Genomic DNA, 13,244 nt, shown 5'->3' on the forward strand with positions numbered 1-13,244 from the left:
GTTTATCTTATTTATACATCGTCAATATTCTTTCTGAAAAAAGACTCAGATGTTCAGCCAGTTTTTGTTGTCCATGCTCATTCAGATGAATATTATCCCGGTAATCATCAAAAGACATATATTTCAACCCCTCTATTACCGGTACGGTATCCCGTACACAAAATTCCAGAATTTCTTTGCCTTCCCTGTTATACGTTCCACGCTCCAATTCTGTTTTCTCCGGATGAAGCCATATAAAAAACGGAATACCGGCATGACGGAAACGAGAAGCCAAAGCCTCAAAACCGGTATTAAAAACCTTTCCATCCTTAGATATTTCAGATACACCCTTATCTGAATCAGGACACCCCAAATAGGAGAGCAAATAACGAGGTATCAAATAACGATCGAACAGTTCGATCCAGGCAGACAAATACTGCCGGCTGGAAAAACCCGGTAATACATCGATAACCGACTGATGATTTATATTATCATGCGCATCGTGCGAACTACAAACCAGAAATGCTACTTTACCGCTAAACATTCCATAACGCTTCAGGTAAGCCTCGCAATTATCCGGACCCCAACTACCGGCTGAAATATTCAGCACTTGTACATCTTTTCCCATAAATGTGGAAAGATCATTGCTTAAACGGGATGTAGCGAGACTATCCTGATCAGTCAATGCCCCTCCGTTCAGCACGGAATCGCCCAATCCCAGCACAATAAAAGCAGAAGAATCGACCGGAGTATTCCGTTGTGAATACGCATTGTATACGATGTGTCTTTTAAAACGATAACGGTTCTGATCCGGCTGAGCTATATACTCAAAATCCGGATCGGACTGCATCAATACCGAATCACAGAATCCCCACTCCCGACGGAGGTACACCTCACCTGCCACCAGTAAAACCAACAGACTCCCACCCGCTATCAGCAGGTACTTTTTTACCATCCTTTTCATTTGATCATTTTTAATAAATTCATCTGATTTGTATACTCCATACCTACAAATTCCTGCGAATATCTTTCTGCCGCTTCCTTTCTCACAAGAATATCCTTTGCTGAAAGTGCATTCAGAAAAGTAAGAATCGAGTCCGATAATTCCGTAAAATCCGGTATCAACCAGATTGCTTCCGGAAACATACAGGCACCTTCCGACTCCTTATTGGCATTGTATAATACAGGTATTCCCCAGCAAATCGCACTGACCACTTTCGACGGTACGCAAACATGATTCCATGCCGGTAATAGAGAAGCCACACAGATGTCTACATATTGCATCTCTGCCGGAGCAATATAATCCAGCAAGACCACCGTTTCAAATGCACTCACCTCCTTCAGTACCTGTTGCGCTTTTGCTCCATATAATCTAAGTAATATCAAATGTTTCTCGGGATCCAATTGCCTAATCAACTCCAACAAGAATACATCGTTATGGGCCTCACCGATATTTCCCGCATAACAGAAAATGATCTTATCCCGATTGGCTTTCCGCCAAAGCGGTTCGGCTGCTTCTTCTTTCGGACATATCCCGCAAGGCAACACGATATGAGGAATATAGGATTGTTTATATTGTCGGCACAGATAACGATACTGCTGTTCGCCTAACGCGATCAGGAAATCCGGTACATGACGATAAACAAAAGAAGAGATTATCCGGTACGCAGGATGATTGCATGACACCAACCCCGCCGAAGCGAATGCTTCCGGATACAGATCCATCGTCCAGAACACCAGCTTGCTTCGGTAAAACGGACGGAATAAGACTGCCCAGGCATTGATCAAAGAAGGATCGGTCAATACGACTTTCAATTGATGCTGTGGTAACAACATGGAATAAATCACCAACCGAAAGCCATCTATCAAATTACCTATAAGACGAAGCCATTTATTTTTACCACTATAAAAATCAGGTAATTCGATGGTTTGATAGGGTAATTTCTCCTCACGTTGTGAAACCTGCCCTTTGTAAGGAGCATGAATGGAAAGTACGATCACATCGACTCCGTTTTCCCATAAATAATCAGCCAGTTTACGAACCGGACGTCCGGTTGCCGAAGGATGAAGTGCGCCGTATTTATTGATGATTACGACTCTTTTTCGCATGTCTATTGAATAATTTTATTCATCAATACCACGTGAATAATGTTGTTTTGACAATCTACCAAACTTCAACAACATCCGACAAGAAATCAGCCTACAGCATCTTGATATACATCTATTAATAAAATTTTTACGAGTCACCTTCTCTTGCTGAATTTCACTTGGGATTGTTCCTCTTGTAGATTCATCTGCTGCGAAATACGGATAAATCCCCTCTACCTGTATTCCTTTTTCTCTCATAAAAGAAAAATCGTCTGCAACTATAAAAGAACAGTCCGACAGCAGACGTTTCGCAGCCTGACGATTGACCAAATAGCCACAAGTTCCGTATGCTCGATAAATTTTATAAAAAGTAAATTTACCCAACGTACGATATTTCTTCGGATAATATAGATCATGATACCCCAACGTAATGACATAAGGCTTATTATCCTTATATTCATTCAGTATATCGTTTAATATTGTTTCAACATATTCCGGATATATAAAACAAACATCGTCTTCCAGAACCAAAGCAAATTCTTCCTCCGATTCCAAAAGTTTCCTGTAACAGATCCTATGACTTAAGGTACAACCGATCTCTCCCCCTTTAGGAGTACGATAATAATGATTAACAAACTTTTTTAAATCGAAACAGGCCTTGATTTCTTCCTGTTTCAACTTTCTACCATCAACAGCTTCCACCAATTCGACATCCATAAAAGGATATTTTGCAGTTTCAGCCAGTATGGCTTTTCGACGATCAACCGAATCTTTCAGGTTGATTACATACGTTTTTATTTTCATATTCGATTCATTGATAACCATAATAACTTTTACCATATCCGTAGCCATAATATCCGTAACCATAGCCATATCCGGCATGTTTATAACGGACATCATTCAACAAGACTGACATACAAGGCAACTTACCGTTAGTATACAAAGCTTCAATATCCGGCAACCGCCGGCGATCCATCATTCCTTCCCGTATGACATAAATACACATATCGACACACCGGCTGATTATCTGAGCATCAGCCACCATTCCATAAGGAACTGTATCGATAATGATATATTCATAACGCTCTTTCAATAGCCCGATCAACTCGTCAAGCAACTGTCCTAACAACAACTCCGACGGGTTTGGAGGAAGAGGCCCGGAAGATATGACATCCAATCCTTCAAAACCTGTATAGGGACGGATCAACTCATCCGGGTTGTTTACTCTTCCCGATAAATAATGAGTCAGTCCCGGTAATACATTTCCCTCATCATCCTTTGACGACCTCTTACGAATATCCATTTCCAGCAAAACAGTTCGTTTTCCTGCCAAAACCAGAGAAGCCGCCAGATTGTGCGAAACAAATGATTTTCCGGAAGACGGATTAAAGGAAGTCAACATCAGTACCTGCGATTTTTTCTGTTCATTCAGTATAAAGTTCATATTGATCCGTACAATACGGAACGCTTCCGATACCCCATCCCTCTTTTCCCTGCTTACCACCATCAGCTCTTTTTGACGTTTATGCGGTATTTCTCCCAGGAAAGGAATAGTCAGATTATCTTCAATATCTTTCCGTCCGCGCACAGTTACATCCAGCATCGGTCCCAGATAGAAGAATAATCCCGGTATAAACAAACCGGCAAGCAATGCTCCAAATAAAATCACCCAGGAAGCGGTACCTGCCATACCTGCTCCGTAAGCGGAATCGACTATATGAAGATTACTTTCAGCTGTAGCCGATGACAAAGCATTCTCCTCCCGCTTATTCAACAGGTAAAGGAATAACTCCTCCTTGATTTTCTGCTGCCGTTCTATCGAAAGCACATATCGCTGTTGCGTCGGTATATTACTGATCCTGCCGATTTCCAGCAATCGCATCCTTCCGGCATAATCCAGTTTCATATCGATCTCTCTTTTGGCATTTTTCAGGCTCTGGCTGATTACCCTACGCAGGGAGGCTATTTCATTCGTCAGCGACTTAACCACAGGACTCTCGTCTCCACCACTTTCCCGCAATTTCTCCCGTTCCAGTATGGCAGAGTTATATTTACTGAACAATTCTTCCTGCCCTGCACTCAGTATGCCTGTATTAGCTGGCAAAAGAGACTCATTCTTCAAAGGATCATGCAAATACTGCTGAATCAGGTCAATCAGATCTTTTTGTCCGGTCAGATCGATCACATCCCGATCATACCGGCTTCGGTTTTCCAGAGCGACCTTTGCTTCTATACCCAAATCTGCCGATCGGTTTTGTTTCCGGTAATCCTCGATATCACTCTCTACATTTCCCAACTCCTCATTGATCAGTTTTAACCGTTCGTCTATAAAGACCGCTGTGCTTTGCATGATCTGATTTTTATCCTTCATCGACTCATCTACATATACACGAACCAACGTGTTCAGAATATCGTCCGCTCTATCCGGATCTGTGTCCTGATAAGTCAGAGTCAATAAATTAGCCTCTTTAATGGAACGTTCCACATTCAGTTTGCCCAGTAGGGAAGAAACAAGCGATTTATGTTCATGACAGGTAATAAACACCGGCATATTTAACCAATCCTTATTGAAAGAAGAACTCCGGTTCACAACTATCTTTCCGATCGGTGTGATTACTTCCGCACCGAAATTATATTCCATCACACCATCCGGATCATCAGCCAGACCTTGTATTTTGTAACGACTTTCCGACAGTGGAATGATCGAAAAAAAAGCAGGCTCACTGAATGTGGAATCCGGAAAAGAAATTCGGACCGGCATATCCGTATACATCTCTCTTTTTTTAAATCCGTCATCTGCCGCATACTCTATTTCCAGTCCTAATCGCCAGATCACTTCACCCATCAACAAACGAGACTTAAAAATCAGAGCTTCTCCATCGATATTATTATTATTACTATCGTCAAACATCTGCTTTTCATTAAATGCCTCCTCCGTTTTCACTTTGTTTTTTAGCTGCACGATCGCTTCCCGTTTATAGACCACCGGAACAATCCTTGTATAAACATAAGCGCCTCCCACACAAAGAAAAACGGACAAAACAAACCAATGCCATTTCGTCAGCAACACATCCAAAATCGTACGGAGATTAAATTCATCCATCAACTTGAAGCTGTCTGTATAAGGATTCTGTTCTTTCATCTTCTTTTATTTAAATATCAAAATACTCATAGTGGTAAGGAAAGATATAAGCGATATCCAGGTTCCCACATTCGTAAACTGGTTCTGCACACTCGTTTCCGCCCGGACCCGGTTCGGTTCCACATACACCATATCATTCTGTTTCAGATAATAATCGGGAGACTGGAAAACGTCTCTCGAACGCAAATCATGATACAAAATCGTACGTACCCCATTCGTTTCCCGGACAACTGCCACCCGGTTACGACGTCCGTGAATCGTTAAATCGCCCGCCAGGCTCAATGCTTCAAACAAGGTAATACGTTCGGTATTTATGTTAAAAGTTCCCGGTTTACTCACTTCGCCAAGTATCGAGATACGAAAGTTCAGAAAACGAACCGTAACGACCGGATTTTTTATATACCCTTCTTTCTCCAGCCTGCCCTGAATCAGGTTGATTAACTGACGACGGTCCAAACCGACTACTTTTATTTCTCCCAGTAAGGGGAAATTAATCGTCCCATCTGCTTCTACCAGATACCCGGCACTACTTCCCCCACCCATATTCCCATTACCATCGTATTGGCTACCATACCGCAAGAATGGACGCAGTAACTCTTGATCCGGGCAACTCACATTTATATCCAGCAAATCATCTTTCTGTATCTTCAGAGTGACCGTATCGATCACAGTCGTTTTATTCAGTAGATCCTCCCCCTGCAAATAGGCAATATCCTTTACCGATCCGCAAGAAGTTAACAGACAAACTACGATATAACCCCAAAACAGCCCCCAGTCTTTTCCCATATTAAATTATTTTTCATTTATTTTTTCAATCAATCCTTTTCCCGGTTTGAATTTCACACTCACACGCTTCGGTATCTTACACTCCTGACCGCTTCTGGGATTACGCCCTATACGTTCTGTCTGTTGCCAGGGCATATAATGCCCGAAATTCTGTATGAGAACGGACTCGTCATGCGTTATCGACTCACATATCACATCGCTCATAGTGTCTATAAAACACAGGGCTTGCGTAACAGTCGTAGACATACGGCTTGCCACTTCCTTAGCTAATTTAATCTTGTTCATAAGTATATTATTATTTGTTTAGTCATATACAAATTCAGGTTTATCCCCCCGATCGGCTACCCAGGCATACAACTCCTTCATCTGTCGGGAAACGACATCGACCGAATATTTATCCAGCACCAACCGACGGCCACGTTTCCCCATTGCCTGTAATTCATCTTCATTAAGCGACAAAACATCCTGTACTGCTTCGGTCAGCGTATCGACATCATTATTCACCCAACGGCCGCACCGGTAAGTATCCAAGTCCTGCCACGGGGAACCAGTCGAAGCGATAACCGGAACTTCCTGCAGCAGTGCTTCAGGTGTAATAATACCGCAATTTTCAAAATCACTGGGAACCACAAGGCAAGTCAAGGAAGCGAGCAGGCGGCTCTTCTTCTCTCCTATGACAAAACCCTCGAACTTCACCCTTCGCAACTTCAGCCGTTCCGTTTCATTTCTGAGAAACTGCATATACGCAGGATCTCCGTTGCCCATCACCAGCAGTTCGCCCGGTTCTCCCAGACGATGCCAAATTTCCAACAACCGTTCCACCCGTTTACGGGGATGCACGCGCCCCAGGTAACCGATGCGTTTTATATCTCTCGAATACAACGGCTCCGCCTGATCGTCGCACTCCATCGGATAAGGTAATACGGCTACCGGATTGGTAAACCCTAATGCACGGTAATGTTCCATCTCTTCCCGGCAGGTAGCATGGATACAGGCAGCTTGTTGCAACTGCCGGCGCTGAAATAAATTCAAAGCCATCTTTTTTATCCGGGAAGATTGTGCCAGCGCCTCCGGATACAGCGTTCCGTGAAGAGTAACCAGGTAAGGACATCCCTGCTTCCGGGCATACCGGGCCGTAGTATATCCCGAATACAACCATATACCCTGAATATGATAGATATCGACATTTTTTATCTTTGCAAGTTCCTGCGGGATCGCCTTCGAATATCCCCAACGCTTATCATGAAAACCAAGACGGGGCAGATAACGGATGGAGGGATCGTCCGATACTGCCTCTTCACCCGGAGCCGGTTGGTTTGTTACTATCTCTACATCCATTCCAAGCGATCTCATCCCTTGCATCGTCAATAATGCGGTACGTGTAGGTCCACCATGAGACGTACTCATGGAATTAATGACATGAATAATTTTCATTTTAGTATTTATTTTTTGATTGTGATCTTTGGGGTCGCATACCTCAGGAATAATTCCATATCTTCCGGATACAGCTTTTCAATCATCGCATGCATGTAATTAGGTATGACATAATCTTTTGCAATAGACAAACGGCTTTGATATTCTGATAATCCGAATATATCCAATAACTTTATCCAGTCGCTCTCCGACTCATAATAGAAAACTTCTACCTCTTTACCCCAAAAATAACTTTGAGGGTTCAACCAGGGAATACTTTTATTTCGAATGAATAAATCTTGTTTTGAACGTTTTAAAGAAAAAATCCTTTTACAACAATTCTCTGCAGAAACCGTAAAGAGTTTCTGCAGAGAATAAGGATATGTTCCGGAACATACACTTCGAAACAAGGCAGTTTTTCCTTTTAATCTCAATCCATCTTTTGTAACAAATGCATAATAAATTTTAATGAAGCCAATTTTTTTAATACCGATTAACCGACTCTTTACCTCCTTAATTGCAGAATAAAAACGATGATACGGATTACGTACCATCACAACGATCCGATACTCTCTCCAATCAGGAATAAAACGAGATAAATCATTATAAGTAATATGGCCTAAATCCGTATTATACTCCGGTGTAAAAGATCCCCACCATTTTGTTCCCTCTGTTTCTCCATACTTTTCAATATAAATATCTCTGAGAAAAGTTCCGCCACATTTCGGATTATGTAAGAATATCACCTTACGTTCTTTGTCTACAATCATTTTTGTATTACTTAAAAGTTATTATTCATTGTTTAAGTCAATAGCCAGTCCGCTTTCAACACCGGAGAATGCGCCAATAAAGTCGTCACTTTTCCCAACCGTTTATGCAAAGGAATCATACGGGCAAACAGATCTGCACGCTCTGTTGCAGTCAAAGCCAGTTGCAAGTCAGACAACAGTTGTTTGATCTGTTTCAATAAATCGGTTTCATATATTTCCAAACGACTAAAACGGGTTGCTTTTCTGATATATCCGGTAAATTCCGTATTTCCCATCTTGCGAAGCTGTGAATCAGGATCCTGTTCCGGTTCGAGGATGATCCGGCCGACAGAAAAACCTTTTGCTGATAATAGCCGGGCGGATCTGAACCCATTTGTTTGTCCAGCTTCATCACCATCCAGCATGACGATGGCACACCGTGTATATCGACTGAGTTGTGCGACATGATCTTCGGTCAGTGCCGTACCACATAAGGCTACCGTGTTTTGAAATCCGGCTGCGTACATGGCTAATACATCCTTATAACCTTCAGTGATATAGACAAATTTGTGCTTACGTATTTCGTCCTGCGCTTGATACAAACCATACAATATCTCACTTTTATGATAGACCGGACTGGTCGATGAGTTGATATATTTACGAATACCCGTCCCTTCGGTTTCTCCCCGATAACGCCCGGCAAAAGCAACCAACTCACCCCGTTCGTTGCGGATCGGGAAGATCAGGCGGTTACAGAATGCATCATAGTCGGATGGTAAAAAATAAGAGGCGATACCCACCTCGAACCTACTGTAAGTCTCCCGCAAGATTTCTTCTTCTGGGACATATTCTTCCAGCAAATCCAGTACCATCCGGTGGTTACGGAGCAGATTGTCTATATAAAGTTGACTGACCGGTTCTACCGGTACCGGTTGTTGTTTCGGTTGTACCGGAGGATATTTCACCGGTCGGTAATCGTTTCCTGTATCCGGTAAACCATACCAGGCTGCCAGCTTATGCAATGCCGTACGGAAGTCGCAACCTTCCATTCGCTGTACGAATTTGAACAGATCGCCTCCCTCGCCACAGGCAAAGCATTTGTAATATTGTTCTTTCACATTCACATAGAGCGACGGATGCCGGTCGGCATGGAACGGACAAAGCCCCACCAGGGTTTTCGCCGAACTTCCTCCGCGTTTCAGAGGAAGGTAGCGTTCCACTACCTCCTCCAAACGGGCAACTTGTTTTATCCGATCTTTCAGATTCATGATTAACAGCTGTGAGTTCTTATCCGCGTCATTCGCATCATCTGCGTCTAAATCACTTTCGGATCATAATCCGTCAAACAGGTCATAGCGGGATTGTAGCGGAATTTAGCAGTACCAGTCGCTCCGTTGCGATTCTTGGCAACCAGCATCAAACCGACTCCGCGCAAGTCTTCCTTTGTTTTCGGATCATAATAAATATTGTATTTCTCGGCACGGTAGACAAAAACCACCACATCGGCTATCTGTTCGATCGCTCCCGAGTTACGCAAATCGCTCAATACAGGCAGGTGCGGAGCCGGACGGCGTTCGCTTTCACGGTTCATCTGTGCCAGCAACACGACAGGGATCTCCATCTCTTCCGCCATCAATTTGATTTTACGAGCCACATTTCCCATAGCCAGGTCGGTCGTTTCCTGCAGGTTACTCTTCGACACGACGATATTGATCAGGTTCAGGTAATCGATAAACAAAACAGCCAATTTCCCCTGCTTATGCAACGCCTGTGCCTTGGCACGCATCTCCTCGATCGTATCCGAACCGCAATATTCGAGGATGATCGGAAGCTGTTCCAACTCCTGTTGCGCTTTCGCCAGGCGTTCACGTTCCGACCGGGTAGTTCCTTTGAAACGCAGACGGTCGGTATCGACCCCGCTCAGCATCGAAAGCAGACGCATCACCAACTGTTCCTTACTCATTTCCACACTGAAAAAAGCAACCGCTTTCCCTTGCCGGGCTGCCGACAAAGCCATCCACAGCGCAACAGCCGATTTACCCATCGAAGGACGGGCAGGGATCACCACCAGTTCGCCTTTGTACAGGCCGCCGGTCAACCGGTCCAGTTCGCCGAAACCGGTACGGATATGCATGTCCGTTCCCGTCTCACGCTCCGCCTGTTCCCGGTATGAATGGGTTAACACACGGGTAGCCACTTTGGCTGCCTCTTCCAAGGTCGAGACATGCATCTGCTCGCTGCGCAACGAATCGACCACATGATCCAGCCCGTTCAACAGTTCCGTCACATCCGCCGACGGCCGGGCCACTTCCGTTTCTTTCTTCTTCAATTCCTCCTGCATTCGGCGCAGTATATAATTATCGACCAGTTCGTCCGCATGATAACGGATATGGTGATCGCTGCGCACGTCGAGCAACATATCCGAAAGGAAAGACAACCCGTTCAACCGTTCGTACTGCGACAGATCCAACCGTATCATTTCCTGTTCGACCGTCAGCATATCCACCCCTTTGCCGGCATCCACCAACGACAGGATCGAAGTATAAACAAACCGGAGTCCGGGATGGTAGAACATTTCAGGACGTAAACGGCCCATTACGTCGAAGATGGCATCCGGACTACTCAGCAAACCGGCAATCACTGCTTTTTCGATATCCTGACAGACATGTACCTGCCCGGGATTGTTGTTTGTATTCGCATTCATCAGTTCACCGCTCCTTTCTGCCCGTTTTGATGAGTATAAAAATTATTGATCGCATCAAAGAAGCCATCGCCTCCTTCCGTTCCGGCAGGAGGAAGATCCGTCGGATTGTTTGCCGTATCTCTCTTAATCACGACTTGCTGTTCGTAGTTCATCAGGACGATCAGCTTATAGCTATCCAGATCTTTTACCTGCAAAAACAGATTTTTCTCCAATCGCTCCAGGCATCGCTTAACCGATTTACGGCACAAACCGGTCAAACCGGCAATTTCCGTAAACGAAGTCACCCATTCTCCCGGACGGCACACATACGAGAAGTCATTCAGACAAACCACTCCTTCACTGAAATACGCAAAAGTTTGTACACACAGCCACACGGCTGCCAGACGGCTTTGTTCGCCGTCGCCGCTGAAAAAAGCTTTCAGCACATTTCTTCCTACCTTCAGATAACCGCATTTACGGTAACCCGGTGTCATGCTTTCCTTACATTTCCTCATAATTCTACCCTTTTTGTTTAATATTTGAAATGTCCCGGCAAAAGTCCCGGCAAAGGTACATCTGAAAGTTTTTGATTTTCATAATCATCAAACCGCTTACGATCCGTAACGATTACACCCCTTGTTACAGCTCTCTTTAATATAGAAGAAATATTATTTATAATAAATACAAAGGGGACCATCAAAAAATTTTAAAGACCAGCCGGTTAACTATCCGATTACAAGCAAAGGTACATTCCATATACCGGCTGCGGTTTTTATAAAAATACAAGGAAAGCAGAATAAAGCATCCTCATTCCAAGCGTGTTAACTAATTATTACTTGAAATCATTCTTCTTATAATCGGTAAAAAAACTTAAAACAGACTCATATTCCAGCAAGTTGTCATACAAACCCTGCAATATGCTGGAATATTTGAGATCCGGATCGAATACAGAATCGATCGCTACTGCCAGTTCTTTTGCCTGGCAACCGAACCGCCCCGTCTTTAACAGGGCTGTCATGACAGCCATAAATAACCGGGAGTCGTTTACTTTCACCTTCTTTACCTCCAGCACATCCGGCCGGTACCCGAAATATTCGAGTATCGTAGGTCGATACACTTCAAAGAAACGTTTTGAAAACTTTTGCCATGTCTTTTTCTCTTTCACCAGATGGGTAGTACGCAGGAAAACGGCGCATTCGACAATCTTCCCGACCGGGTCGGATTGTTTTTGAATATTAATTCTAAAGGCAGGAAAAGACAGCTGATCCCCTCCTCCCGACATTTGATAAAAAATTTTTGCATAAACAGATCATTTATGCCCGGAAGAGAATGCTTTACCTGCTAAAAATGTATGTACTTTTGACTTTAAAATAAGGTACTTTTGAATTCAAAAGTCTAGTCTTAACATTTCAAAACATACCTATTTCATTTACGGATTATTTTCTTTGCAAACTTTTTTAAATAACTCCATATTTTTTTTTCTATAATCAATTCTTTAATCATATTTTGTACATATCCATATTCTGTCCGTCTGTAAGCTTCACATAAAGATTGATCGAATATATTTCGGAAAAAGACCAGTTGCTTTTCTCTTTCGCAATTGTAATAATCCATATAACTATCTCCATATGGCCAGAAAGGAGTAGTTATTTTTTCCAGATAGGCGGCATCATCGTTGTCCAGACGGATTATTTCTTCCACCATCTCTTCTATAGTCGAAAAATCCATTAGATTGACAAACGAGTTCGAACGAATGTTCGAACTGATACTGGGGCTCCCCCAGTATATCGGCAATGACTGTGCCCTGAAGGGATCAGAAATCTTCTCCGTCACATAACCCGGTTGACTTGAATTTTCGATCGCCAGAGTAAATTTATATTCTTTCAGGAACAAATGTTTATCCTTTACCTTTTCTCCCATATTATTCAGGAAAGTTCCTCCCGCATCGACCCGTTTATATTTCGATAAGGCATTGAATATCTTTTCACGAAAAGGATCTGCACACCAATTATTCGAATACACAAAATTGCAGAATTTGCGATTAAGCAATTTCTCTGTATCCAGATCCGGATGATAATTATTCTGCCATCCGAATAACCGATTCGTAAACGTACGGTCGCCGCACTGAATTTCAGATAAGCTTACAGCATAATCACAAAGGTTCAAATCAGGGATCAGATTCTCACCACAATAAAATATCTTTATACAACGATTATATCGTAAATGTTCATATCCAAAACAAGAATAAAAAAGGTAATCCGGGTTTTCTTCATCGATTATTATATCGTATTCAGATAATAAAAAATTCAAATGGTATTTGTAATCAAATCCCGGCCAAAAGTCAATAAAATAACAACGAATCTTTTTCTTCATTATATTTCAAAATAATAGAGTTTCACAATTT

General features: G+C 42.9%; 13 protein-coding genes. All 13 read right to left on the reverse strand.

Annotation, left to right across the window (positions count from 1 at the left end; translation table 11 throughout):
• Positions 1-7: 7 nt before the first annotated feature.
• Positions 8-943 carry a hypothetical protein gene (locus tag HMPREF1536_RS25275; protein WP_028727970.1) on the reverse strand — a complete coding sequence of 312 codons (936 nt, stop codon included), beginning with the start codon at positions 941-943 and terminating at the stop codon, positions 8-10.
• Positions 940-2,088 (reverse strand): glycosyltransferase family protein, encoded by a 1,149-nt coding sequence (locus tag HMPREF1536_RS25280; RefSeq protein ID WP_028727969.1) that lies wholly within the window; start codon positions 2,086-2,088, stop codon positions 940-942. Before HMPREF1536_RS25280 ends, HMPREF1536_RS25275 begins: the two co-directional genes overlap by 4 nt.
• Positions 2,089-2,103: 15 nt before the next feature.
• Positions 2,104-2,940, reverse strand: coding sequence for a glycosyltransferase family 25 protein (locus HMPREF1536_RS25285; RefSeq protein WP_052349839.1), 837 nt, complete (start codon positions 2,938-2,940; stop codon positions 2,104-2,106).
• Positions 2,879-5,209 (reverse strand): GumC family protein, encoded by a 2,331-nt coding sequence (locus HMPREF1536_RS25290; protein ID WP_028727968.1) that lies wholly within the window; start codon positions 5,207-5,209, stop codon positions 2,879-2,881. The genes HMPREF1536_RS25285 and HMPREF1536_RS25290 overlap by 62 nt, the downstream gene beginning before the upstream one ends.
• 6 nt (positions 5,210-5,215) lie before the next feature.
• Complete coding sequence (locus HMPREF1536_RS25295; RefSeq protein WP_044192269.1) at positions 5,216-5,995, reverse strand: polysaccharide biosynthesis/export family protein; 780 nt, start codon at positions 5,993-5,995, stop codon at positions 5,216-5,218.
• Positions 5,996-6,001: 6 nt separating this feature from the next.
• A complete protein-coding gene (locus HMPREF1536_RS25300) occupies positions 6,002-6,280 on the reverse strand; it encodes an HU family DNA-binding protein (protein ID WP_028727966.1) in 279 nt (92 codons plus the stop codon).
• A gap of 18 nt (positions 6,281-6,298) precedes the next feature.
• Positions 6,299-7,429: a glycosyltransferase gene (locus HMPREF1536_RS25305; protein ID WP_028727965.1), complete on the reverse strand. Its 1,131-nt coding sequence runs from the start codon at positions 7,427-7,429 to the stop codon at positions 6,299-6,301.
• Between the two features lie 8 nt (positions 7,430-7,437).
• Positions 7,438-8,178 (reverse strand): sulfotransferase family 2 domain-containing protein, encoded by a 741-nt coding sequence (locus tag HMPREF1536_RS25310; protein ID WP_044192266.1) that lies wholly within the window; start codon positions 8,176-8,178, stop codon positions 7,438-7,440.
• Positions 8,179-8,210: 32 nt separating this feature from the next.
• The gene (locus HMPREF1536_RS25315; protein ID WP_028727964.1) at positions 8,211-9,425 is read right to left on the reverse strand and encodes a DNA primase; all 1,215 of its coding nucleotides are present in this window, start codon (positions 9,423-9,425) and stop codon (positions 8,211-8,213) included.
• A gap of 47 nt (positions 9,426-9,472) precedes the next feature.
• Positions 9,473-10,861 carry a replicative DNA helicase gene (locus HMPREF1536_RS25320; protein ID WP_044192263.1) on the reverse strand — a complete coding sequence of 463 codons (1,389 nt, stop codon included), beginning with the start codon at positions 10,859-10,861 and terminating at the stop codon, positions 9,473-9,475.
• A complete protein-coding gene (locus HMPREF1536_RS25325) occupies positions 10,861-11,355 on the reverse strand; it encodes a hypothetical protein (protein ID WP_028727962.1) in 495 nt (164 codons plus the stop codon). The genes HMPREF1536_RS25320 and HMPREF1536_RS25325 overlap by 1 nt, the downstream gene beginning before the upstream one ends.
• 317 nt (positions 11,356-11,672) lie before the next feature.
• Positions 11,673-12,122: a hypothetical protein gene (locus HMPREF1536_RS25330; protein WP_028727961.1), complete on the reverse strand. Its 450-nt coding sequence runs from the start codon at positions 12,120-12,122 to the stop codon at positions 11,673-11,675.
• 143 nt (positions 12,123-12,265) lie between these two features.
• Complete coding sequence (locus tag HMPREF1536_RS25335) at positions 12,266-13,213, reverse strand: glycosyltransferase family 10 domain-containing protein (RefSeq protein ID WP_044192262.1); 948 nt, start codon at positions 13,211-13,213, stop codon at positions 12,266-12,268.
• Positions 13,214-13,244: the final 31 nt, after the last annotated feature.

This window comes from Parabacteroides gordonii MS-1 = DSM 23371, from assembly GCF_000969825.1.
In the GTDB taxonomy this organism is placed as follows: Bacteria; Bacteroidota; Bacteroidia; order Bacteroidales; family Tannerellaceae; genus Parabacteroides; species Parabacteroides gordonii.

Bases quoted from the DNA above. Each gene is read 5' to 3' on its own strand.
- HMPREF1536_RS25275 (WP_028727970.1), bottom strand. From the start codon at position 943: ATGAAAAGGATGGTAAAAAAGTACCTGCTGATAGCGGGTGGGAGTCTG.
- HMPREF1536_RS25280 (WP_028727969.1), bottom strand. From the start codon at position 2,088: ATGCGAAAAAGAGTCGTAATCATCAATAAATACGGCGCACTTCATCCT.
- HMPREF1536_RS25285 (WP_052349839.1), bottom strand. From the start codon at position 2,940: ATGGCTATGGTTACGGATATTATGGCTACGGATATGGTAAAAGTTATT.
- HMPREF1536_RS25290 (WP_028727968.1), bottom strand. From the start codon at position 5,209: ATGAAAGAACAGAATCCTTATACAGACAGCTTCAAGTTGATGGATGAA.
- HMPREF1536_RS25295 (WP_044192269.1), bottom strand. From the start codon at position 5,995: ATGGGAAAAGACTGGGGGCTGTTTTGGGGTTATATCGTAGTTTGTCTG.
- HMPREF1536_RS25300 (WP_028727966.1), bottom strand. From the start codon at position 6,280: ATGAACAAGATTAAATTAGCTAAGGAAGTGGCAAGCCGTATGTCTACG.
- HMPREF1536_RS25305 (WP_028727965.1), bottom strand. From the start codon at position 7,429: ATGAAAATTATTCATGTCATTAATTCCATGAGTACGTCTCATGGTGGA.
- HMPREF1536_RS25310 (WP_044192266.1), bottom strand. From the start codon at position 8,178: ATGATTGTAGACAAAGAACGTAAGGTGATATTCTTACATAATCCGAAA.
- HMPREF1536_RS25315 (WP_028727964.1), bottom strand. From the start codon at position 9,425: ATGAATCTGAAAGATCGGATAAAACAAGTTGCCCGTTTGGAGGAGGTA.
- HMPREF1536_RS25320 (WP_044192263.1), bottom strand. From the start codon at position 10,861: ATGAATGCGAATACAAACAACAATCCCGGGCAGGTACATGTCTGTCAG.
- HMPREF1536_RS25325 (WP_028727962.1), bottom strand. From the start codon at position 11,355: ATGAGGAAATGTAAGGAAAGCATGACACCGGGTTACCGTAAATGCGGT.
- HMPREF1536_RS25330 (WP_028727961.1), bottom strand. From the start codon at position 12,122: ATGTCGGGAGGAGGGGATCAGCTGTCTTTTCCTGCCTTTAGAATTAAT.
- HMPREF1536_RS25335 (WP_044192262.1), bottom strand. From the start codon at position 13,213: ATGAAGAAAAAGATTCGTTGTTATTTTATTGACTTTTGGCCGGGATTT.